Source organism: Bosea sp. BIWAKO-01 (assembly GCF_001748145.1).
In the GTDB taxonomy this organism is placed as follows: domain Bacteria; phylum Pseudomonadota; class Alphaproteobacteria; order Rhizobiales; family Beijerinckiaceae; genus Allobosea.
This window is the reverse complement of record NZ_BCQA01000001.1, coordinates 1,896,890-1,917,796: the sequence shown is the minus strand read 5'-3', so window position 1 is coordinate 1,917,796 and position 20,907 is coordinate 1,896,890. Positions and strand designations below refer to the sequence as shown.

The window sequence follows — 20,907 nt, the reverse complement described above, 5'->3', positions numbered from 1 at the left end:
GCTCGGCGCCTATGAGGGCGCCGCGACGAGGCTCCGGAGCGAGGTTTTAGCTCTCGCCCTCGGCGCCATCGTCCCCCTTGAAAAGCTGACGTCCGAGGATCGCGCCCAGGATCACCACGCCGCCGACGAGAACGGTGCTCCACTTCTTGCGAGAGCTCAGCAGCGAGGCTGCGATCGGGGCGGCGGCCAGGGCGGTTGCAGCGTAGGGAGGGGGCGGCCGGCGACGGCTGTTGATGAAAGCCGCGATCGCGAAGACCAGCAGACCGGCAATAACCAGTCCGCCGGCGATGATCAGGCTCGCCTGGACCTTGCCGTAATGCAGCTCCAGCACCGCATGCAGCGCGCCGAGCGCGAAGCCGACGGCGCAGATCATTAGCAGGGCCGCCAACCCGTACAGGCTGTAGACGACGATATTGCGCTTCACCCTGCCGCGGATTTCCGACGCCAGAAGCTCTCCCAGCCCCCCGATCATGATCTCAGCGCGCCGAAAGGAAGCCGACGAACAGACCCACCGCTGCGGCTACGCCAAGCGCGCGCAACGGGCGCTCCTGGATTTCCGCGACGATCAGGCGCTGCAATTCGGTCGCCTGCTCCTTGGCGACGTCGACCATCTTATCCGTATCGACCCCGACGGCCCTGAGCTTCTCACTCACCGTCGCCGCGAGATCCTCGGCACTGCGCGACAGGCTCTCTTCGACATTCTCGGCTTCGCCGCGAACGCGGCGCCCGGCTGTAGCCGCACGCTTGGCGATGTCGTCGGCGCCGGCTGCGATCTCATCCCCGGCGCTCTTGACGGAGGTCTCCGCCTGACGCTTCGCGGAAGTGGCGGTCTTGGCCATGTCTGTCGTTCCCTATGTCTGGAAAACCGGTTCCGTCGAGAAATCGACGCGTCATGGTGGCAACGCGCCATCATCGCTCCGGTTCCGCGAAATGCTCGGTGATCAGTCCGGCCGTTAAGCCGGCTTGGTCTCCTCGCCAGCGTCGTCAAGCTGCGTCTTGCGATACCGCGCGAACTCCTCTTGCGCCACCATGGCAACGAGGAGGATCGGAGTCGAGAGCACTGCGCCCACCGGCCCCCAGAGCCAGAGCCAGAAGATGAAGCCGATGAAGACCAGGAAGGGCGACACCGTCAGCGTGCGGCCAACGAAGACAGGGGTGACCGCGTTCCCCTCGAGAAGGTGGATCACGAAATAGGTGGCTGCCGGCCAGGCCGCGCTGACGAGCGAAGGCGCATCGAGCAGGGCGCCGGCAAACAGCATCACTGTGACGATGATCGGGCCAATGAAGGCGAGATAGTTGAGGAGGAAGGCGAGTGCACCCCAGAACACCGGAAAGGGGAGTCCGGCGAGCCAGGCGATCGCCATCGCGGCCAGGCCCATGCCGAGATTGATCAGCGTGACGAGGCCGAAATAGCGGGCGACCCGCACTTCGATCTCCTCGAAGAAGGATCCGGCGGACCGGCGCGCGCCATGGCCGAGGCAGAGCCTGAGGACGCGCGCCTTGAAAATTCGGCGGGTCGCCAGCCAGAAATATACCGTCGCCACGAAGATCAGCAGCCCGCCGGCGGCAGTGGAGGAGCCGAGCGCGATATCGAAAAGCGGATTGCCTTGCGAGACATTCAGTTCCACGCCGCTCTTGCCGGAGAGGCTGGCTGCCATCTTCTTGAATTCGTCCATGAAGACAAGGACGCCGGCCAGTTTCGAGCGGAGCGCGGCCAGCATGGCCGGAAACTGATCGCTCCAGGTTGCGATCGGCACTGCCAGCACTGTCAGGGCACCGATCAGGAGCAACACGCCGACAAGGACCACGATAAAAGCAGCGAGGAGCTGCGGCACGCCACGGCGCACCAGCCAGTCGACGACCGGGCCGAGCACGAGGCCGAAGATCACCCCAGCGGTGACGGGCAAGGCAATGACCTTGGTGATGGAGAGTGCCGCAGTGGCCAGGATCACGAAGATGCCGATGATGGCGTAACGCAGGATCAGGTCATGCTCGTAAGGCGTGACGGTGCTGCCGCTCTCGTCCTCAACGACCTCAGGCTCCGCCATATAGCGCGGAAAAGGCCTCCAGGCCGACGTGCTGAGCATGATGCGTTACCCCCGCGCCCCCCGAGGCACGACGGAACGATAACGTCAGTACTGCCGCTCTGGTTCCCGGTCTTGCCCGCGGTCAGTGTGCCTCGTCCCAATTGCCGGCCGCGCGCGCATCGACCTGGAGCGGCACGCGCAGCTGTACTGCCGGGTGCGGCGCCTCGACCATCACCTTGGTGATCACGGGCAGGGTTGCCTCGACCTGAGCGTCCGGCACTTCGAAAACGAGTTCGTCATGCACCTGCAGCAGCATGCGGGCATCGAGCCTGGCCTCAGTCAAGGCTCCTTCCATCCGGATCATGGCACGGCGGATGATGTCGGCCGCCGAGCCCTGGATCGGTGCGTTGATCGCCTGACGCTCGACAAAGGCGCGCTCGGACGGGTTCTTCGAGCCGACGGCCGGGAAATGGCAGACGCGGCCGAAGATCGTGGTGACATGCCCGTTCGCCCTGACCGCAGTCTTGGTCTGATCCATATAGTCGCGGATGCCGGGGAAGCGCTCGAAATACTTGCGGATATAGGCGCCCGCTTCCTCGCGCCCGATGCCGAGCTGATTGGCGAGGCCGAAGGCCGAGATGCCGTAGATGATGCCGAAATTGATCGCCTTGGCGCGCCTGCGCACCTCGCTCGGCATGCCCGCGACCGGCACGCCAAACATTTCCGACGCGGTCATGGCGTGGATGTCGATGCCGTCGGCAAAGGCCTGCCGGAGTTGCGGTATGTCCGCGATATGGGCGAGAAGGCGCAGTTCGATCTGGCTGTAGTCGGCCGAGATCAGTTTGTGACCCTTTTCCGGAATGAAGGCCGTGCGGATCTTGCGACCCGCTTCGGTGCGGATCGGGATGTTCTGAAGATTGGGCTCAGAGGAGGAGAGCCGCCCCGTCGTCGTCGCGGCCAGGGCATAGGACGTGTGCACCCGGTTGGTCGCCGGGTTCACATAGGCCGGCAGTGAATCGGTATAGGTCGATTTCAGCTTGGCGAGCTGGCGCCATTCCAGGATCTTCGACGGCAGCGGGTGGCCCTGCTCTGCGAGATCTTCGAGCACGCCGGCGCCGGTCGCCCATTGTCCGGTCGCGGTCTTCTTGGCGCCGGCGAGTCCCATCTTACCGAACAGGATGTCACCGAGCTGCTTGGGACTGCCGATCGTGAACTTCTCCCCGGCGATCTCGTAGATCTCATCCTCGAGCCGCGCGAGCCCCTGCGCGAAGTCGCCCGAGAGCCGCGACAGGATCTGCCGGTCGATGGCGATGCCGCGGCTTTCCATGCGGGCGAGAACGGCGACCAGGGGGCGCTCGAGCGTCTCATAGACAGTGGTCTTGCTTTCGGCTGACAGCCGGGGCCGGAGCGCGCGCCAGAGCCGCAAGGTGACGTCGGCATCCTCGGCCGCATAGGCGGTCGCCTTTTCCAGGTCGATCTTGTCGAAGGTCACCTGTGCCTTGCCGGTGCCCGCGACCTGCGAATAGGGGATGGTCTCGTGGCCAAGATGCAGCTCCGAGAGCTTGTCCATGCCGTGGCTGTTATTGCCGGCATCGAGCGCATAGGAGATCAGCATCGTGTCCTCGATCGGGGACACGGCGAGCCCGTGACGCTGCAGGACGAGCAGGTCGTATTTCAGGTTCTGGCCGATCTTCAGCACGCCGCTATCGGCAAGCAGCGGTTTCAGCGCCGCGACTGCGTCGGCGACGAGAATCTGGCCCTCCAGCATACCACCGCCGAACAGGTCGGTGCCGCCGCGATGCTGCAACGGGATGTAGCAGGCGCGGCCTGGCGCGACGGCGAGCGAGATGCCGACGAGATCGGCCTGCATCGCGTCGAGCGAGTTCGTCTCGGTGTCGAGCGCGACCTGGCCGGCCTCATAGGACCAAGCGATCCAGCGCTGGAGATCGGCGAGCGTGCGCACGCATTCATAGGTCGAGCGGTCGATCGGCAGCTTCACGACCTCGTCGCGCCGCTGCGCCACGAGATCGGCCGGCTTCATCCAGCCATCTGTCGCGGATGCCGCCGCAATGGGCGCCTGCGCCGAGCTTGGAGCCGCGACCGTTGCGCTGGTCGTGGCGACGATCGCCTCACCGGCCGGTCCGTCCGTACCGGCATAGAGCGCCTTGAGCTCGGCTGCACGCGATCCGCCGGGTGCGAGCGCCGGGTCGGGGTCGACTGCCGCGACATCGACCTCGTAGGCCTCGGCAACGCGCTTGGTGATGGTGGTGAACTCCATCGCCTTGAGGAAGGCGACCAGTCTGGCCGGATCTGGCTGGTTCAGCGTCAGGTCGGCAAGCGGAGTCTCGACCGCGACATCGTCGACCAGGGTGACGAGCTTGTGCGAGATCCGGACCTTCTCGACCACCTCGGGATTGGTCAGCGTCTCCCGGCGCTTCGGCTGCTTGATCTCGCCGGCGCGCGCCAGCAGCGTCTCCAGATCGCCGAACTCGCCGATGAGCTGGGCAGCGGTCTTGATGCCGATCCCGGGCGCGCCTGGCACATTGTCGGTCGCATCGCCGGCAAGCGCCTGCACGTCGACGACCTTGTCGGGCGTCACGCCGAAATACTCGACCACCTCGGGCTCGCCGATCTTGCGCTCGGCACGAAAGCCCTTGCCCTTCGATGCGTCGCCGGAGGCAGGGTCGTACATGGCGACGCCCGGCCGCACGAGCTGCATCAGATCCTTGTCGGCCGAGACGATCAGCACGTCGGCCCCAGCCTCGCGCGCCTGCTTGGCATAGGTCGCGATCAGGTCGTCGGCCTCATAGACATCCTGCTCGACCGGAATCAGGCCGAAGGCACGGACCGCCTCTCGCATCAGCGGGAACTGCGGAATCAAGTCGGCCGGGGGCTCGGAGCGATTGCCCTTATAGGCCGGGTAGAGGGCCTTGCGGAACGAGTTTTCCGTCTTGTCGAAGACGATGGCGAGGTGGGTCGGCTTCACGCCGAGCACGCCCTCGCGCACGAACTGGAAGAGCTTCGTCGCAAACAGCCTCACTGCGCCGGAGGGCAGTCCATCCGAGCGCGAAAGATACTTCCGGTCCTGATTGATCGACTGGAAATAGGCGCGGAAGATGAAGTTCGAGCCGTCGACGAGAAAGAGATGGTCGCCGGGCTTGAGGTCTGGTGCGGTCGTGCTCATGGCGCGGACCTTATGCGGGCGACGCGGCCGGGTCCATTGCATCAGAGGCGCGATTCGCAGCAAGCTGCGCCAAAACACGTCAGGAGCGAAACGTCATGAGTCCCTACGTCACCATGCCTCTGGTTTTCGAGGGTGTTCCCGAGGACCAGATGCAGGGGCGCGCCGAGGCCTTCCTTGCCCGCATGCGCAAGCGCCGCACGGTGCGCGACTATTCGCAGCGGCCGGTTCCGCGCGAACTGATCGAGACGGCGGTTCGGGCCGCCGGAACCGCTCCGTCCGGTGCGAACCAGCAGCCCTGGACCTTCGTCTGCATCTCCGATCCGGAGCGCAAGAAGCTGATCCGAGAGGGGGCGGAAGAGGAGGAGCGTGCCTTCTATGCCGGTCGGGCCGGCGAGGAATGGCTCGGAGCGCTTGCCCATCTCGGCACCGACGACAACAAGCCCTTCCTCGAAAGGGCACCCTGGCTGATCGCAATCTTTGCGCACCGCTGGGGTTATGATGCGCAGGGCCGCAAGGTGAAGCACTATTACGTGCCCGAATCGGTCGGCATCGCGACCGGCTTCCTGATTGCGGCGCTGCACGATGCCGGGCTCGCGACCCTGACCCATACGCCGGCGCCGATGAATTTCCTGAACGAGATCTGCGGGCGGCCGGATAACGAGAAGGCGCTGATCCTGCTCGTCGTCGGCTATCCCGCAGATGACTGCGTCGTTCCCGCGATCGGCAAGAAGCCGCTGGAGGAGATCGCGAGTTTCCTTTGAGAGAGCCTGATGCTCGCCGCTGTGGCGAGCATCAGGCTCCTGAACACGAGCCTCGGGTGGCGAGGGCGCGCACGGTCGGGGCGGACCTGGTCATGACGGGTCCTATCAGGGGCCAGGGGCCCCGCCGGCTTACGCGGTGATCGCGTCGATCTCAGCCAGTTCATCGGCGTTGAGCGTCCAGCTCGCAGCCTTCACATTGGCTTCGATCTGCTCGGGCCTGGTGGCGCCCGCGATGACGCTGGAAACGACCGGCTGAGCCGCCAGCCAGGAGAAGGCCAGCTCGACCATCGTCTTGCCGTGCTTCTCGCAGAAGGCGGAGAGCTTCTCGGTCTTCTGCCAGTTCGCCTCGGTCAGGACTTCGTTGGCGCGCTGGGCCTCACGCGTCATGCGCGCGCCGTCCGGCATTGGCTGATTGCGCTTGTACTTGCCGGTGAGCAGGCCGTTCGCGAGCGGGAAATACGGCAGGAGGCCCATGCCAAAATGGCGGGCAGCCGGAATCAGCTCCCTTTCCGCGCCGCGCACCAACAGGCTGTACTCGTCCTGGCAGGAGGCAAAGCCCTCGATGCCATGGTTGCGCGCCGTCCAGTAGGCATCGGCGACCTGCCAGCTCGGCAGGTTCGAGCAGCCGATATAGCGCACCTTGCCCTGCCGGATCAGGTCCTCGAGCGTGCGCAGCGTTTCCTCGATGGGGGTCAGCGGGTCCGGCCGGTGGATCTGGTAGAGGTCGATCCAGTCCGTCTTCAGCCGCTTCAGCGAAGCCTCGACGGCCTCCACGATATAGCGCCGCGAGCCGCCCTTCTTGATGCCCTCGGCGTCCATGTCCATGCCGAACTTGGTCGCCAGCACGATGTCCTTGCGGCGTGCGCCCAGGAGTTCGCCGAGAGCCGTCTCCGAACCGCCGCGCGCACCATAGATGTCGGCCGTGTCGAACAGGGTGATGCCGCTCTCGATCGCCTTGTCGACGACCTTGCGGGCCGCCTCAAGATCGATCCGGCCGCCGAAATTGTTGCAGCCGAGGCCGACGAGCGAAACGCGCAGGCCGGTACGGCCGAGATTGCGGGTAAGCATGATGTGATCCTCCCAGAGAGGGCGGCAGAGGATCAGAGCCAAGGCGGCGTGGCAATCGCCGCTATCGTCATTCGCGGGCTGCGCGAGGCGCAGGCTCGCAGAAGCCCGCAGATGCCAGGTCGTTCACAACGAAAATGGCCGGGCGAGGGGCCCGGCCATCCTGCAGTAGCCGTTACGCCACCGCTTCCTTCTGCTTCTGCGAGCGCTTGCGCTCGTTCGGGTCGAGCACGCCCTTGCGCAGGCGGATCGACTTCGGCGTCACTTCGACCAGCTCGTCGTCGTCGATCCAGGCGAGCGAACGCTCCAGCGTCATCCGGATCGGCGGCGTCAGGCGCACGGCCTCGTCCTTCGAGGTGGTGCGGATGTTGGTGAGCTTCTTGCCCTTGAGCACGTTCACCTCGAGATCGTTCTCGCGGGTGTGCTCGCCGACGATCATGCCCTGATAGACCTTCCAGCCGGGCTCGATCATCATCGGGCCGCGATCCTCGAGGTTCCACAGTGCATAGGCCACGGCCTCGCCGGTCTCCATCGCGATCAGCACGCCGTTGCGGCGCCCGCCGATCTCGCCCTTGTAGGGCAGGTAGTCATGGAACAGCCGGTTCATGATGGCGGTGCCGCGCGTGTCGGTGAGCAACTCGCCCTGATAGCCGATCAGGCCGCGGGTCGGAGCGTGGAAGACCAGACGCAGGCGATTGCCGCCCGAAGGCCGCATCTCCAGCATGTCGGCCTTGCGCTCGGACATCTTCTGCACGACGACGCCGGAATGCTCCTCGTCGACGTCGATCACGACCTCTTCGATCGGCTCGAGCAGCTGGCCGTCCTCGCCGCGCTTCAGCACGACGCGGGGGCGCGAGACGCCGAGCTCGAAGCCCTCGCGGCGCATCTGCTCGATCAGGATGGCAAGCTGCAATTCGCCGCGGCCGGAGACGATATAGCTGTCCTTGTCGGTGGCTTCCTCGACCTTGAGCGCGACATTGCCCTCGGCCTCCTTCAGGAGCCGGTCACGGATGACGCGGGTGGTGACCTTGTCGCCCTCGGTGCCGGCCAGCGGCGAGTCGTTGACCATGAAGGTCATCGAGACGGTCGGCGGGTCGATCGGCTGCGCCTTGATCGCGGTCTCGACCGACGGATCGCAGAAGGTGTCGGCGACCGAGCCCTTCACCAGGCCGGCGATCGAGACGATGTCGCCGGGAATGGCCTCCTCGATCGGCGTGCGCTCGAGGCCGCGGAAGGCCAGGATCTTGCTGATCCGGCCGGTCTCGACGAGGGTGCCGTCGCCCGACAGCACCTTGATGGTCTGGTTCGGCTTGGCTGTGCCGGAGACGACGCGGCCGGTGATGATGCGGCCGAGATAGGGGTTGGCCTCGAGCAGCGTGCCGAGCATCCGGAACGGGCCTTCCTCGATGCGCGGCTCGGGCACATGGCTGAGGATCAGGTCGTACATCGGGGCCAGGCCCTGGTCCTGCGGACCGGCCGGATCATGCGCCATCCAACCCTGCTTGCCCGACCCGTAGAGGATCGGGAAATCGAGCTGCTCGTCATTGGCATCGAGCGCGGCGAAGAGATCGAAGACCTCGTTGATGACTTCCTGGACGCGGGCGTCGGGCTTGTCGACCTTGTTGATCGCCACGATCGGACGCAGGCCAAGCTTCAATGCCTTGGAGACGACGAACTTGGTCTGCGGCATCGGGCCTTCAGCCGCATCGACCAGCACGATGGCAGAGTCGACCATGTTCAGGATGCGCTCGACCTCGCCGCCGAAATCGGCGTGGCCTGGAGTGTCGACGATGTTGATGCGCGTATCCTTCCAGACCACGGAAGTGGCCTTGGCAAGGATCGTGATGCCGCGCTCCTTTTCGAGCTCGTTGGAATCCATCACGCGCTCGATCACGCGCTGGTTTTCGCGATAGGTACCCGACTGCTGGAGCAGCTTGTCGACCAGAGTCGTCTTGCCATGATCGACGTGGGCGATGATGGCGATATTGCGCATGGACATGCGTGGGGTACCTTTTCAGGACCGCGAGCCGGCGCGGAAAGCCCGGCCGGCGCAGTTCACTTTCGTATGGGATTCTGGAATTCGTTGCGCTGCACATAAACGCTAGAGGGCGTTTGGGCAACCTTGATCGACAGCTGCCCGGCAACAGGGGCAGCGCTGGCGCATGAATCTCAGCGGGCAGTGGTCTGCAATTGCCGCCAGACCCAATAGGAATAGCTGAAGGTTGCGGCCGTCAGGGCGGCAAGCCCGAGCAGCGTGGCCGTGGCCAGAACCAGAGGTGCCGCGGCGCCAAGCGCGAGGCCGACGAGGGCAAGGCCGAGGCAGACGGAACCCCAGCCATAGAGCCTGTGGGTCCTCTGCCAGACACGCTCGTCCGAAAGCGTCCACGGCGTCCTCACCCCAAATAGCAGCATCGAGCGCGTCTTGGCTGCGACATTGCCGCTGACGACCAGGAACAGGCCGAGCATCGCGGTCACCAGGCGTGGCACATCCGCCGCATACCCAAGTGCGTGCGCAATCAGAAGCGCGTGACACGCAGCGAGCATGAGCACGACGGCGATCCATGTTGCGGTGTAGGCCTTGCCGGAGTGGGCAAGATTGCCGGCGCGGGGCTCCATGCGCGGCAGCAGCGCGAACAATGCGGTTACGAACCCCGCGATGGCGGGCAGGCTGAGGAACGCCACCCAAGGCCCGGCGAAACCATTTGGCTGGCCATCGATCCCGAAATGAATGGCGATCCGGGCATCGGGCGACACCTGCATCAACGCAAAGGCCGAAGCGGCGAGCATGCTGCCGAGGACGGCAAGGCTCAGGGTCATGGTGGAGCGGATCATGATTGAGCGTCCTTTGGTTTGGCCTTGCGAGGCCTCGGTTCGAGAGCGAGCCCGAAATGGTCGAGGAACAGGCACATTGCCTCTTCGAGCACGGACAGGTTCAGGCGGTAGGTGATGGTGGTGCCGAGCTTGTCGCTCTGAATCAGGTCCGCCTCGCGCAAGACGGCGAAATGGCCGGACAAGGTGGGTTTGGCGAGGTTGAAACGGGCCGCGATCTCTCCGGCCGTCATGTCCCGTTCGCGCAGCAGCCGCAGGATTTCACGGCGTGTGGGGTCGGAGAGCGCTTTGAAGACCATGTTCATTTTTGTTATTTAGGAAATTACCGAAATAAACGCAAGCAGCCAGCTCACGCATGCCCGCATTGGCGGGGCTGGAAGCTGCCGGATCACGCGGCCGGCGTGCCCTCGGCGTCGAGGAGGGTCTGCCTGCGTTCGGCTACGGCGCGCCCGACCTGATCCATGGCGAGCCGGTAGGCGGCGAGGCCGCTGGCGTCGACATCGCCGCTCGAAAAATTCGAGAGCACCTCGGCCAGGATCGCATCGGCCGCGCGTTCGAAATTCTGGAGGGCGGTCTCGTCCTGTTCCGAGCGGATGGCGGAGAGCATGGCGACAAGCCGGTCGAGCCCTGCCATGGCCTTGCGCCGGCGCAGCGCGCTGTCATGGCTGAGCAGGCCGGCAAAGCCGGTGCCAAGCAGCGAAAGCGCCATCACGCCCAGATAGAACCAGTCGCCATAGCGTTCGAAGAAGGTTTCCTGGTCGCCGTCGATGAAGGCCGCCGCGCCGGAATGAACCGGCAGCGGTGTGTCCTTGTCGGTCGAGGGGGTCTCCAGCCCCTGGATCGAGGGCAGCTCGGCCGCCAGCGTCAGTCGCAGGGCGAGCAGGTTCTTGACCAGATCCCCGACGACGGCGTCGTCAAGGCTTTGGGCCGCAACCAGTCGTGAGGTCACGGAGATCGTCGTCAGGCTCTCGGAGGGGCGCGGCGGGTCTCCGCCGAGCGCGCCGCGCACGATCTCTCCGGTTTCGATCGATCTGTGACGTGCGGTGATCGCATCGGCTGCGCTGATCGGGATGAGGACCGGGTCGTCGCCCCAGGCCAATTTGAGTTTGCTCAGCCCATCATTGTTGATGCGCGAACCGACGGCGTTGATCGAAAAGAAGGCATCGATCCTGCGTTCGCGCGCGGCGGGTACGATCTCTTCGGAGTTCAGCCCGACGATCTCGACCTCCTCCGGCTTGACCTCGTATTGCGCCAGTACGCGCTTGAGCAGCGCGATATTGCCTGCCGGATTACGCACCACGCCAATCCTGTGCCCGCGCAGATCGGCGATACGCCCGATTGCGGTTTCCTTGTTGGTGATCAGGAAGGGGAAGGTGCGGCGGGTGATCAGGGCGGTGTCGGCGTTCTCCGGCAACGCGATATCGGGACGGATGATGGCGAGATCGGCCTGGCCGCTGTCGACGCGCTTGGCGCTCTCCTCGGAGCCCTCTGTCAGGATCAGGCGCAGTCGGATCGAGGATTTTTCGCGGCTGAGCCCCTGCACGAAGCCTGCGGCCATGCGCGCATCTTCCGATCCGAGCGGGCCGACGGCGAGTCTGAGCGTCCGAGGTTGGTTCAGGACGTAGAAGACGGAAGCGGCGACACCGAAGATCGCCAGCAGGCCCGCCAGAGCCATGAAACCGCGCCGCCCCATGCCGGACCAATCCTGACCGTTCTGCCGTCGCCCCCGCGACGCGCTTGGCTTCGCTTGTGATCATGTCGCAAGTGGGGCGCGCCGCAAGAGGGCATGGGCGCGCGGGAACGCGGAGGTTGCCGGGCCAGCGGCAGATGTCCTATTGCCGGGGAATGTCGCAAAGCCCCGATGCCTTCACCGTCAAGATTTGCGGTCTCTCCACGCGTGAGACGATGGCGGCGGCGCTCGCCGCCGGTGCCGACATGGTCGGGCTGGTCTTCCACCCGAAGAGTCCGCGCTTCGTCGATATGGCTCGCGCGGTGGCGCTGGCCGAGATGGCGCGCGGCCGCGCCGAGATCGTGGCCCTGATCGTGGATTTCGATGTGGCGCGGGCAAAGGAACTCGCGGACGCGCTCAGGCCGGACTGGCTTCAACTGCATGGCAGCGAGACACCGGAGCAGGCGCTGGCGCTCAAGGCCGCGACCGGTCTTCGCGTGATGAAGGCGCTGGGTGTCGCTGCTCCGTCTGACCTTGCCGCCATGTCCGCTTATCTCGCCGTGACGGACCGCATCCTGCTTGATGCCAAGCCGCCGAAGGATGCGGCCTATCCCGGTGGCCACGGCCGGCCCTTCGACTGGACGATCCTCTCCGGCCTCGACCCGGCTTCGCGCTTCATGCTATCGGGCGGCCTCGATCCGGCGAATGTTGCCGATGCCATCCGCATTGCCCGGCCTGCCGGGGTCGATGTGTCGTCCGGCGTCGAAAGCGCGCCCGGCGTCAAGGATATCGGCCGGATCAGGGATTTCATCGCCGCCGCACGTCAGGCGGCGCAGGATTTGAAGAAGGCAGGCCCGACATGAACGCGCCCCGCAATCCGAATACATATCGTTCCGGGCCCGACGAGAACGGCCGTTTCGGCATGTTCGGTGGTCGTTTCGTTGCCGAAACGTTAATGCCCCTGATCTTGGAACTGGAACAGGCCTATGACGCCGCCAAGGCTGATCCGGCCTATCACGCCGAGATGGCCGGCGGCCTCAAGCACTATGTCGGCCGTCCGTCGCCGCTCTATCTGGCTGAGCGCCTGACGGATCATTTCGGTGGCGCAAGGATCTATCTCAAGCGTGAAGAGCTGAATCACACCGGCTCGCATAAGGTCAATAATGTGCTCGGCCAGATCCTGCTGGCGCGGCGCATGGGCAAGAAACGCATCATCGCCGAGACCGGCGCCGGTCAGCACGGCGTCGCCACCGCAACGCTCTGCGCGCGCTACGGTCTCGAATGCATCGTCTATATGGGCGCGGTCGACGTTGCCCGTCAGGCGCCGAACGTCTTTCGCATGCAGATGCTGGGCGCCACCGTGGTGCCGGTCGAATCCGGAACCAAGACGCTCAAGGATGCGATGAATGAGGCCCTGCGCGACTGGGTCACCAATGTCGCGACGACCTTCTATTGCATCGGCACGGTGGCCGGCCCGCATCCCTATCCCGCCATGGTCCGCGACTTCCAGTCGATCATCGGCAGGGAAACGCGCGAGCAGATGCAGGAGCTCGAGGGGCGCCTGCCGGATTCGCTGATCGCCTGCATCGGCGGCGGCTCGAACGCGATGGGGCTGTTCCATCCCTTCCTCGACGATCCCGCGGTCGAAATCTATGGCGTCGAGGCGGCCGGGCACGGCATCCCGAGCGGCCTGCATGCGGCCTCGCTGACGGGCGGGCGTCCCGGCGTGCTGCATGGCAACCGCACCTATCTGCTGATGGATGATGATGGGCAGATCAAGGATGCGCACTCGATCTCGGCCGGCCTCGACTATCCCGGCATCGGCCCTGAGCATTCCTGGCTCAACGATGTCGGCCGGGTCAAATATCTGTCCGCCACTGACGAGGAGGCCCTGGAGGCGTTCCAGCTCATCTCCAAGCTCGAAGGCATCATTCCTGCCTTGGAATCGGCACATGCGCTTGCTCGTGTAGCTGAGCTTGCGCCGCAAAAGCCGAAGGATCACCTCATGGTGGTCAATCTCTCCGGTCGTGGTGACAAGGATATTCCGCAAGTTGCGGAGATTCTGGCAGGACGGTGAAGCCGGCCCGCCCGATAGTCTGAGGATGAAGCGATGAAGAAGACGATCCTGCTCGCCGCCATGCTGGTTCTGTCTGGCCCGGTCATGGCCCAGACCACGAATGCACTGGCTCCCGCCGAGGGCATCGTCATCCGGACCGAGGGCGAGGTCAGGGTCAGGCCCGATATCGCGATCCTGCAGGCCGGCATCGTCAGCGAGGGCAAGACGGCCGCCGAGGCTCTCGCCCAGAACACGCCGGCGCTGGCCAGGCTGGTCGAGGCCGTCAAGGCGGCGGGCATCGCCCCGGCCGATCTGATGACCTCGCAGGTCTCGCTGATGCCGCGCATGACGCAGCCTTCCATGTCTCCAGGTCCGAAGCCGCCGCGCGCCGCCACGATCGACGGCTATGAGGCCCGCACCGGCTTGACCGTCACCGTGCGCGATCTCGCCAAGGCCGGTCCGCTGATCGACGCGCTCGCCAAGGCCGGTGCGAACGAGATGTCCGGAATCAGCTTCGGGCTGGCCGATGAGAGCAGGGCCAAGGATGCTGCGCGCCTGAAGGCGGCGGAGGCTGCGCGTGCGCGCGCCGAGCTCCATGCCACGGCGCTTGGCGTCAAGGTCGGGGAGCTGGTCTCGATCGTCGAAGCGGAGGCCGAGGTTCCAGGCCGCGCTGCCGGCGATGTCCGTGCCTTCCGCATGGCGGCGGGCGCCGCGCCGATTTCGGTCGAACCCGGCGAGATCACCGTGACGAGTTCGCTGCGCACGGTTTGGCGGATCGCGCCCTGAGCCCTCGCCAGCCCGCCCCCTTCATGCTAACCGCACGCTCATGACAGAGACCGGCCAGACCCGCATCCAGTCCCGCTTCGCCGCTTGCGCTGCCCAAGGCCGGGCAGCGCTTGTGACCTTCGTCACCGCTGGCGACCCGGATTTCGAGACCGCAAGCGCGATCCTCAACGCCCTGCCTGAGGCAGGCGCGGATGTGATCGAGCTCGGCGTGCCCTTCACCGATCCGATGGCCGACGGCGTACCGATCCAGCTCGCGGGCCAGCGGGCTTTGAAGTCCGGGCAGACGCTGAAGAAGACGCTGGCCATGGTCGAGTCCTTCCGCAAGGCTGGCCATGACACGCCGATCGTGCTGATGGGATACTACAATCCGATCTGGGCCTATGGCGTCGAGCGCTTCCTGCAGGATGCGCGCCGGATCGGCGTCGATGGGCTCATCGTTGTCGACCTGCCGCCGGAAGAGGATGTGGAGCTCTGCCTGCCGGCTCTTGAGGCCGGTATCAGCTTCATCCGTCTGGCCACGCCGACGACCGACGACAAGCGCCTGCCGAAGGTGCTCAGCAACACCTCTGGCTTCGTCTATTATGTCTCGATGACGGGCGTCACCGGCGGCGCCATCGCAAGCTACGACGCGGTCGGCGATGCGGTGGCCCGGATCAAGCGCCACACCGATCTGCCGGTCGCTGTCGGCTTTGGCGTGAAGACCGCGGCCGATGCCGCAGCCATCGCGAAGGGCGCTGACGGGGTCGTTGTCGGCTCCGCGCTCGTCGAGCGGGTTCGCCTTTCGCTGGATGCGGACGGCAAGGCCACGGAAAAGACGGTTTCGGCGGTCACCTCGCTGGTTGCGGAACTGGCTGCCGGCATCCGCACGGTCTCGAAGGCGGCCTGAGCCGGCCGCTCCAGTCACACGTTTCAAGGATGATCCGATGAACTGGATTTCCGAAGTCGTTCGCCCGCGCATCAAGACGCTGTTCAAGCGCGAGAGCCCCGAGAACCTCTGGATCAAGTGCCCTGATTCCGGGCAGATGGTCTTCCACAAGGACGTCGAGGCCAATGGCTTCGTCATTCCGGGCTCCGACCATCATATGCGCGTCACCGCGCAGGACCGGCTGCGCCTGACCTTCGACGAGGGCAAATGGGTCGACGTCCCGCTGCCGGAGGTCGCTGTCGATCCGCTGAAGTTCCGTGACGAGAAGCGCTATGTCGACCGTCTCAAGGATGCTCGCGCCAAGACTGGCGCGGCCGATGCCTTCAAGGTCGGCTTCGGCCGCGTCCAGGGCCTGCCCCTGACGATTGCCGTGCAGGATTTCCACTTCATGGGCGGCTCGCTCGGCATGGCGGCCGGCGAAGCCTTCATCAAGGGCGCCGAAACCGCGCTTGAGAAGAAGACCCCCTATGTCGTGTTCGCCGCCTCCGGCGGCGCGCGCATGCAGGAGGGCATCCTCTCGCTGATGCAGCTTCCGCGGACGACGGTCGCGATCAGGCGTCTGCGCGCGGCTGGGCTGCCCTATTTCGTGGTTCTGACCAACCCGACCACCGGCGGCGTCACGGCGTCCTACGCGATGCTGGGCGACGTCCATATCGCCGAGCCGGGCGCCCTGATCGGTTTCGCAGGTCCGCGCGTCATCGAGCAGACCATCCGCGAGAAGCTGCCCGAGGGCTTCCAGCGCGCCGAATATCTCAAGGATCATGGCATGGTCGACATGGTTGTCCATCGCCATGAGATCCCGGCGACGCTGGCGCGGCTCGGCCGCCTGCTGACCAAGCAGTCCGAGCGGGCAGCCGACGCCAAGCAGCCGGTCGGGCCGGTCCCCGAAGCGGCCTGACACGGATAACGGGACGGCCGGGGGCCGAGCGCATCATGGGGTCTTCCGACACGTTGCTGGCGCGCTTCCTGGCGCTGCATCCCAAGCTGATCGATCTCTCGCTCGGCCGCATCCTGACCTTGCTGGAGCGGCTCGGCGATCCGCACAAGCGCCTGCCGCCAGTGATCCATGTCGCCGGCACCAATGGCAAGGGTTCGACCATCGCCTTCATGCGGGCGATTCTCGAGGCGGCGGGTCTCAGCGTCCATGTCTACACCTCTCCGCATCTGGTGCGCTTTCATGAGCGCATCCGGCTCGGTCAGCCGGGCGGCGGTCGTTTCGTCGACGAGGCCGTGCTGGTCGAGGCGCTGGAGCGCTGCGAGCGGGCCAATGCCGGCGACCAGATCACTTTCTTCGAGATCACCACTTCAGCCGCCATGCTGCTCTTCTCCGAGCACAAGGCCGATGTTCTGCTGCTCGAGGTCGGTCTCGGCGGTCGCTTCGACACGACGAATGTCGTCGCCCATCCCGCCTGCACGGTGGTGACGCCGGTCTCGATGGACCACGCCGAGTATCTCGGCGATACCGTCACCAAGATCGCGGGCGAGAAGGCCGGCATCTTCAAACGCGGCGCCCCGGCCGTGATTGCGCCACAGGAACCGGAGCCGACGGCCGTGCTCGAAGCCGCGGCCGAACGCGTGGGCGCCTCGAAAATTCTGATCGGCGCGCAGGACTTCAACATTCACGAGGCGGGTGGACGGCTGGTCTACGAGGATGGCGACGGCCTGCTCGATCTGCCGTTGCCGCGCCTCACCGGGCGTCATCAGCACGTCAATGCCGGTACAGCGATCGCGGCCTTGCGCGCAGCCGGATATGGCGGCCTGCCGGCCCGCGTCTTCGAGCAGGGCATGCTCAATGCCGAATGGCCGGCACGGCTGCAAAGGCTGGCGCGCGGCCAACTCGCCGAGCTCGTGCCCGCCGGCGCCGAGCTCTGGCTCGATGGCGGCCACAATCCCGATGGCGGCCGTGTTCTCGCGCAGGCGATGGCCGATCTGGAGGAGAAGAATCCAGCTCCGCTCGTCATGATCGCGGGATTGCTCTCGACCAAGGACGCAACGGCGACGCTCGGGCATTTCAAGGGTCTCGCGCACGCGCTCTTCGCCGTGCCGATCCACAACCAGCTTGCCGCCCGCCCGGCCGAGGAGGTTGCGGCTCTCGCGCGGGGCGCCGGGTTGAATGCCGAGGTCGCAGGTTCCGTCGAGCACGCGCTGCGCGAGATCGCAGTGCGGACCTGGCGGGCGCCGCCGCGCATCCTGATCTGCGGCTCGCTCTATCTGGCCGGCGAAGTGCTTTCGGCCAACGGTACGCCGCCGGTGTAGCACTGGCACGGATGGGGAGAGTGCGATGCAGGCCCGGCAATTCGGAGCCAATGGCCCGTCGGTCCCCGTCATAGGCCAGGGCTCCTGGAACATCGAACTCTCTGACCGGGCCGGCGCGGTGGCGGCTTTGCGGCGCGGGCTCGACCTTGGCCTGCGCCATCTCGACACGGCAGAGATGTATGGTTCCGGCCGCTCGGAGGAGATTGTCGGAGAAGCCATCGCCGGGCGGCGAGACGAGGTCTTCCTCGTTTCCAAGGTGCTACCGTCAAACGCCTCTCGTGCGGGTACGCGCAGGGCTTGCGAGGAATCGCTGAGGCGGCTGCGGACCGACAGGCTCGATTGCTTCCTGCTGCATTGGCGCGGCTCATACGCGCTGGAGGAAACTCTCGCAGCCTTCGAGGACCTGAAGCGCGAGGGCAAGCTTCTGTCCTGGGGCGTCAGTAATTTCGACGTCGATGATCTCGACGAGGCGTTGGCGATTGCGGGTGAGGGCATCATCGCCTGCAACCAGGTGCTCTATCATCTCGGCGAACGTGCCATCGAGCACATGGTCATCCCGTGGTGCGAGCGCCACGGCGTTGCGGTGACCGCCTACAGCCCATTTGGTCAGGATGATTTTCCCTTAGCGGCAAGTGCCGGAGGCCGCGTGCTCGCCGATGTCGCGATCGCGCATGGAGCAACACCGCGTCAGGTCGCGCTTGCCTTCCTGACCCTCCAATCCCCGGTATTCGCGATCCCGAAGGCGGCCAAGGCCCAGCATGTCGAGGACAATGCCGGTGCGCTGAGGCTGCGCCTGAGCGACAGCGATGTGGCGCGGATCGACGCTGCTTTTCCACGCGGGCCCAAGCCCCGTTCCCTGCCGATGTTGTAGCGGCGCCTGCAGGTCAAACCGGCGGCGCGGAAACCAAGTTGCGGCTTTCTGCTTTACAACTGGGGGCTGAAGGGCGTTTCCTAGAGTAAAGGCGGCGGAGCATTGCATCCGACAATGCCGAATTCTTGCAACGGTTGCGTCTTCAGGAGTGGTGTGATGCGTCGCGTTCTCGGCGTCCTCGCCGTATTGTTTCTTTCGCTTGCCGGCTTGGCTTCAGCCCAGGCCGGCGTTCAGGTCCGCGTCGACCTGGCTGCCCAGCGCATGCAGGTGACGACGACTGACGGGGAGATCTACAATTGGGCGATCTCGTCCGGCCGCAAGGGATTCCGCTCGCCCAACGGCGTCTATAGCCCGACGCGGCTGGAGCGGAGTTGGTACTCGCGCAAATATGGCGGAGCGATGCCCTATTCCGTGTTCTTCCGCGGTGGCTATGCCATCCACGGCACGACAGCGGTAGGTGCTCTCGGTCGGCCGGCATCGCATGGCTGCATTCGGCTGCATCCAGCCCATGCTGCCAAGCTGTTTGCGTTGGTCAAGAAGCACGGTGCCGGCCAGACGCGCATTGCGCTGAATGGAGCCAGCTCGGACGGGTTGTCGCAATTTGCCAGGGCAGGCGGTGCCAAGAGCAAGCTCGCGAAGGCGCCTCAAAAGAGCAAGGTCGCCCTCGCGCAGTCGAAATCCAAGCAGCGTGCGGCTGCGATCGCGCATCAGCGTGGCGCGCCGAACTGGGACGCGGCGCGTGATCAGCTCTTCATGCGGCCGACGCTGCCGCCCAACGCCTATGGCTACCAGCCCTACCGGGCCGGGCCGACCTGGAGATAGGGACTTCAGATCGCCTCCGCCGCGATCCGCATCCAGCCGCTGAGCGTCTCGCCCGGTTGAAGCCGGGTTAGGGGGGAGGACGCACGTGCTGCAGCCTCGCTCGGCGAACCGATGGCGTGGCTTTGCGGCTCGACGCAGAGGAAGTCGGCACCGGCAGGCGCCCATACGACCGGGCAGCGCAGCGTTTCGCTTGCCGTGACGGTGATCGCGACGCCGCGCGAAGGCGTGTCGATGCGCGCTGTGCCATCCCAGCCGAGGAAGCTCCAGGCCGTTTCCGTCTCGGTTGCAAAGAGGGGGCTGGCCGCATAGGGGCCGCCGGCTTCGAGCGCTTGCGCGCCGGTTGCGCGGAAGCCGTTGCCGAGGATCAGCGCGCCTTCGGAGCGCATCCTGAGCCGCGTATCTGCCGCCGCGGGGAACCAGGGATGCAGTCCGAAGCCAAAGGGTAGGGCCACGTCCGCCTCGTTGATGATCGCAAGGGCGATGGTCATACCGGAATCGTCGAGGCTGATCTCCTGTCGCGCGCGGTAGCGATACGGGTCTTCACCCGCGCTGCGCCGATGTTCCAGGACGGTATGGCCGTGGTCATACCGCAGAATCTCCCAGGCCGACTGCCAGCCGAAGCCATGAATGCTGCCGGTTCCCGCAGGATCGTTCGCGGGCACCCGAAAGCGCTGCTCGCCATCATCGATGACACAATCGAAGGCGCGGTTGGCAAAGGGCAGCATGGCCCAGCTGCCGAAGCGATTGGGGGCCGCGATGGAGGGAACCGCCCCCGCCGGCGCCCGCAGGAGCGAATGCAATTGCCCGTCAGGCGCGCGCCATTCGAGCGCGGTCACCATCGCACCGATCTCGGGCGCGATCGCGGCGGAGAGAGGTCCGGACTGCAGGGCAATCATCGTGATGTCCTTACTTGATCAGCGGGCGCAGCATCGCCTGCATCGAGCGCATGCGCGGCAGGAACTGCGCCACCATCTCTTCGGCTGAGGTTCGCTGTACCTGCCCGGAAATATTGAAGGCGGCAACGGTCTCGCCACGCGCATTGGCGAGGGGGAGTGCCATGGATATCAGGCCAAGTTCCAGTTCCTGATCGACCACGCTGTAACCCTGTTCGCGGGCCGCCGCCAAGGCGGTCATGATCCGATCGGGTTCTGTCACGGTATGGGACGTCAGGGCTCGCGGCCGGCCGGACAGAATCCGTTCGCGGGCCTCGTCCGGTGGCAGCGCTGCGAGCAGGACGCGCCCCATCGAGGTGCAGAAGGCGGGCAGACGCGAGCCGACGGAAAGGCCGACGGACATGATCCGCCTCTGCGCCGAACGCGCGATATAGACGATCTCGTGCCCGTCAAGCAGTGAAGCCGAGGAGGATTCATGGGTTTCCTCGGACAACCGCTCCAGGAAGGGCTGGACGAGCTGGGGCAGGGCGCTGGAGGCCAGCCAGGCATGGCCGAGCCTGAGCACGCGCGGCGTCAGCCGGAAGAACTTGCCGTCGAATTCGGCGTAGCCGATCCTTGTGAGGGTGAGAAGGCAGCGCCGGGCCGCCGCGCGGGACAATTCGGTGGCGCGCGCCACGTCTGCGATGGTGAGCTTCTCATGCGCCGCGTCGAAGCATTCGATCACGGCCAGCCCCTTTTCCAAGGCGGCCATATGGTCGCGATC

General features: G+C 65.6%; 20 protein-coding genes. 9 read left to right on the top strand and 11 right to left on the bottom strand.

Annotated features, from left to right (window positions below):
- Positions 1-46: 46 nt before the first annotated feature.
- From BIWAKO_RS08730 to polA, 4 genes are all read right to left on the bottom strand, one after another.
- The gene (locus tag BIWAKO_RS08730; RefSeq protein ID WP_069878376.1) at positions 47-472 is read right to left on the bottom strand and encodes a hypothetical protein; all 426 of its coding nucleotides are present in this window, start codon (positions 470-472) and stop codon (positions 47-49) included.
- A gap of 4 nt (positions 473-476) precedes the next feature.
- Positions 477-839 (bottom strand): DUF883 C-terminal domain-containing protein, encoded by a 363-nt coding sequence (locus tag BIWAKO_RS08725; RefSeq protein WP_069878375.1) that lies wholly within the window; start codon positions 837-839, stop codon positions 477-479.
- Positions 840-953: 114 nt separating this feature from the next.
- Positions 954-2,087, bottom strand: a complete 1,134-nt coding sequence (locus tag BIWAKO_RS08720; RefSeq protein ID WP_069878374.1) for an AI-2E family transporter — start codon at positions 2,085-2,087, stop codon at positions 954-956.
- 82 nt (positions 2,088-2,169) lie between these two features.
- Positions 2,170-5,211, bottom strand: coding sequence for a DNA polymerase I (polA, locus tag BIWAKO_RS08715; protein ID WP_069882288.1), 3,042 nt, complete (start codon positions 5,209-5,211; stop codon positions 2,170-2,172).
- A gap of 95 nt (positions 5,212-5,306) precedes the next feature.
- On the opposite strand from polA, the gene BIWAKO_RS08710 reads away from it, so the two are divergent.
- Entirely contained in the window at positions 5,307-5,972 is a 666-nt protein-coding gene (locus BIWAKO_RS08710) for a nitroreductase family protein (RefSeq protein WP_069878373.1), read from the top strand.
- A gap of 129 nt (positions 5,973-6,101) precedes the next feature.
- Here the strand turns inward: BIWAKO_RS08710 and BIWAKO_RS08705 are convergent, their stop codons facing one another.
- The 5 genes from BIWAKO_RS08705 to BIWAKO_RS08685 all read right to left on the bottom strand — a co-directional run bounded on the left by BIWAKO_RS08705 (position 6,102) and on the right by BIWAKO_RS08685 (position 11,559).
- Positions 6,102-7,040 carry an aldo/keto reductase gene (locus BIWAKO_RS08705; protein ID WP_069882287.1) on the bottom strand — a complete coding sequence of 313 codons (939 nt, stop codon included), beginning with the start codon at positions 7,038-7,040 and terminating at the stop codon, positions 6,102-6,104.
- A 172-nt stretch (positions 7,041-7,212) separates the two neighbouring features.
- Entirely contained in the window at positions 7,213-9,036 is a 1,824-nt protein-coding gene (gene typA / locus BIWAKO_RS08700; protein ID WP_069878372.1) for a translational GTPase TypA, read from the bottom strand.
- A gap of 170 nt (positions 9,037-9,206) precedes the next feature.
- Complete coding sequence (locus BIWAKO_RS08695) at positions 9,207-9,869, bottom strand: SdpI family protein (RefSeq protein ID WP_069878371.1); 663 nt, start codon at positions 9,867-9,869, stop codon at positions 9,207-9,209.
- The gene (locus BIWAKO_RS08690) at positions 9,866-10,171 is read right to left on the bottom strand and encodes an autorepressor SdpR family transcription factor (RefSeq protein ID WP_069878370.1); all 306 of its coding nucleotides are present in this window, start codon (positions 10,169-10,171) and stop codon (positions 9,866-9,868) included. The genes BIWAKO_RS08695 and BIWAKO_RS08690 overlap by 4 nt, the downstream gene beginning before the upstream one ends.
- An 83-nt stretch (positions 10,172-10,254) precedes the next feature.
- On the bottom strand, positions 10,255-11,559 hold the full coding sequence (locus tag BIWAKO_RS08685) for a TAXI family TRAP transporter solute-binding subunit (protein ID WP_069878369.1): 1,305 nt from the start codon (positions 11,557-11,559) through the stop codon (positions 10,255-10,257).
- Between the two features lie 152 nt (positions 11,560-11,711).
- Here BIWAKO_RS08685 and BIWAKO_RS08680 point away from each other — a divergent pair, with 152 nt between their 5' ends.
- The 8 genes from BIWAKO_RS08680 to BIWAKO_RS08645 all read left to right on the top strand — a co-directional run bounded on the left by BIWAKO_RS08680 (position 11,712) and on the right by BIWAKO_RS08645 (position 19,251).
- On the top strand, positions 11,712-12,398 hold the full coding sequence (locus BIWAKO_RS08680) for a phosphoribosylanthranilate isomerase (protein WP_069878368.1): 687 nt from the start codon (positions 11,712-11,714) through the stop codon (positions 12,396-12,398).
- The gene (gene trpB / locus BIWAKO_RS08675) at positions 12,395-13,612 is read left to right on the top strand and encodes a tryptophan synthase subunit beta (protein ID WP_069878367.1); all 1,218 of its coding nucleotides are present in this window, start codon (positions 12,395-12,397) and stop codon (positions 13,610-13,612) included. Before BIWAKO_RS08680 ends, trpB begins: the two co-directional genes overlap by 4 nt.
- Positions 13,613-13,645: 33 nt before the next feature.
- Positions 13,646-14,377: an SIMPL domain-containing protein gene (locus BIWAKO_RS08670; protein WP_069878366.1), complete on the top strand. Its 732-nt coding sequence runs from the start codon at positions 13,646-13,648 to the stop codon at positions 14,375-14,377.
- Between the two features lie 40 nt (positions 14,378-14,417).
- Positions 14,418-15,263, top strand: coding sequence for a tryptophan synthase subunit alpha (gene trpA, locus BIWAKO_RS08665; protein WP_069878365.1), 846 nt, complete (start codon positions 14,418-14,420; stop codon positions 15,261-15,263).
- Between the two features lie 37 nt (positions 15,264-15,300).
- A complete protein-coding gene (gene accD / locus BIWAKO_RS08660) occupies positions 15,301-16,200 on the top strand; it encodes an acetyl-CoA carboxylase, carboxyltransferase subunit beta (protein ID WP_069878364.1) in 900 nt (299 codons plus the stop codon).
- Between the two features lie 35 nt (positions 16,201-16,235).
- Positions 16,236-17,558, top strand: coding sequence for a bifunctional folylpolyglutamate synthase/dihydrofolate synthase (locus BIWAKO_RS08655; RefSeq protein WP_069878363.1), 1,323 nt, complete (start codon positions 16,236-16,238; stop codon positions 17,556-17,558).
- A 25-nt stretch (positions 17,559-17,583) separates the two neighbouring features.
- A complete protein-coding gene (locus tag BIWAKO_RS08650; protein WP_069878362.1) occupies positions 17,584-18,429 on the top strand; it encodes an aldo/keto reductase in 846 nt (281 codons plus the stop codon).
- A 156-nt stretch (positions 18,430-18,585) separates the two neighbouring features.
- Positions 18,586-19,251 carry a L,D-transpeptidase gene (locus tag BIWAKO_RS08645; RefSeq protein ID WP_069878361.1) on the top strand — a complete coding sequence of 222 codons (666 nt, stop codon included), beginning with the start codon at positions 18,586-18,588 and terminating at the stop codon, positions 19,249-19,251.
- A 5-nt stretch (positions 19,252-19,256) separates the two neighbouring features.
- Here the strand turns inward: BIWAKO_RS08645 and BIWAKO_RS08640 are convergent, their stop codons facing one another.
- Together BIWAKO_RS08640 and BIWAKO_RS08635 are read right to left on the bottom strand one after the other, a co-directional pair.
- Positions 19,257-20,147, bottom strand: coding sequence for an aldose epimerase family protein (locus BIWAKO_RS08640; RefSeq protein ID WP_069878360.1), 891 nt, complete (start codon positions 20,145-20,147; stop codon positions 19,257-19,259).
- Positions 20,148-20,157: 10 nt separating this feature from the next.
- On the bottom strand, positions 20,158-20,895 hold the full coding sequence (locus BIWAKO_RS08635; protein WP_069878359.1) for an IclR family transcriptional regulator domain-containing protein: 738 nt from the start codon (positions 20,893-20,895) through the stop codon (positions 20,158-20,160).
- Positions 20,896-20,907: the final 12 nt, after the last annotated feature.

What these genes read in the sequence shown, in the direction of transcription:
- BIWAKO_RS08730 (WP_069878376.1), bottom strand. Translation starts at nt 472, where the DNA reads ATGATCGGGGGGCTGGGAGAGCTTCTGGCGTCGGAAATCCGCGGCAGG.
- BIWAKO_RS08725 (WP_069878375.1), bottom strand. Translation starts at nt 839, where the DNA reads ATGGCCAAGACCGCCACTTCCGCGAAGCGTCAGGCGGAGACCTCCGTC.
- BIWAKO_RS08720 (WP_069878374.1), bottom strand. Translation starts at nt 2,087, where the DNA reads ATGCTCAGCACGTCGGCCTGGAGGCCTTTTCCGCGCTATATGGCGGAG.
- polA (WP_069882288.1), bottom strand. Translation starts at nt 5,211, where the DNA reads ATGAGCACGACCGCACCAGACCTCAAGCCCGGCGACCATCTCTTTCTC.
- BIWAKO_RS08710 (WP_069878373.1), top strand. Translation starts at nt 5,307, where the DNA reads ATGAGTCCCTACGTCACCATGCCTCTGGTTTTCGAGGGTGTTCCCGAG.
- BIWAKO_RS08705 (WP_069882287.1), bottom strand. Translation starts at nt 7,040, where the DNA reads ATGCTTACCCGCAATCTCGGCCGTACCGGCCTGCGCGTTTCGCTCGTC.
- typA (WP_069878372.1), bottom strand. Translation starts at nt 9,036, where the DNA reads ATGTCCATGCGCAATATCGCCATCATCGCCCACGTCGATCATGGCAAG.
- BIWAKO_RS08695 (WP_069878371.1), bottom strand. Translation starts at nt 9,869, where the DNA reads ATGATCCGCTCCACCATGACCCTGAGCCTTGCCGTCCTCGGCAGCATG.
- BIWAKO_RS08690 (WP_069878370.1), bottom strand. Translation starts at nt 10,171, where the DNA reads ATGAACATGGTCTTCAAAGCGCTCTCCGACCCCACACGCCGTGAAATC.
- BIWAKO_RS08685 (WP_069878369.1), bottom strand. Translation starts at nt 11,559, where the DNA reads ATGGGGCGGCGCGGTTTCATGGCTCTGGCGGGCCTGCTGGCGATCTTC.
- BIWAKO_RS08680 (WP_069878368.1), top strand. Translation starts at nt 11,712, where the DNA reads ATGTCGCAAAGCCCCGATGCCTTCACCGTCAAGATTTGCGGTCTCTCC.
- trpB (WP_069878367.1), top strand. Translation starts at nt 12,395, where the DNA reads ATGAACGCGCCCCGCAATCCGAATACATATCGTTCCGGGCCCGACGAG.
- BIWAKO_RS08670 (WP_069878366.1), top strand. Translation starts at nt 13,646, where the DNA reads ATGAAGAAGACGATCCTGCTCGCCGCCATGCTGGTTCTGTCTGGCCCG.
- trpA (WP_069878365.1), top strand. Translation starts at nt 14,418, where the DNA reads ATGACAGAGACCGGCCAGACCCGCATCCAGTCCCGCTTCGCCGCTTGC.
- accD (WP_069878364.1), top strand. Translation starts at nt 15,301, where the DNA reads ATGAACTGGATTTCCGAAGTCGTTCGCCCGCGCATCAAGACGCTGTTC.
- BIWAKO_RS08655 (WP_069878363.1), top strand. Translation starts at nt 16,236, where the DNA reads ATGGGGTCTTCCGACACGTTGCTGGCGCGCTTCCTGGCGCTGCATCCC.
- BIWAKO_RS08650 (WP_069878362.1), top strand. Translation starts at nt 17,584, where the DNA reads ATGCAGGCCCGGCAATTCGGAGCCAATGGCCCGTCGGTCCCCGTCATA.
- BIWAKO_RS08645 (WP_069878361.1), top strand. Translation starts at nt 18,586, where the DNA reads ATGCGTCGCGTTCTCGGCGTCCTCGCCGTATTGTTTCTTTCGCTTGCC.
- BIWAKO_RS08640 (WP_069878360.1), bottom strand. Translation starts at nt 20,147, where the DNA reads ATGATTGCCCTGCAGTCCGGACCTCTCTCCGCCGCGATCGCGCCCGAG.
- BIWAKO_RS08635 (WP_069878359.1), bottom strand. Translation starts at nt 20,895, where the DNA reads ATGGCCGCCTTGGAAAAGGGGCTGGCCGTGATCGAATGCTTCGACGCG.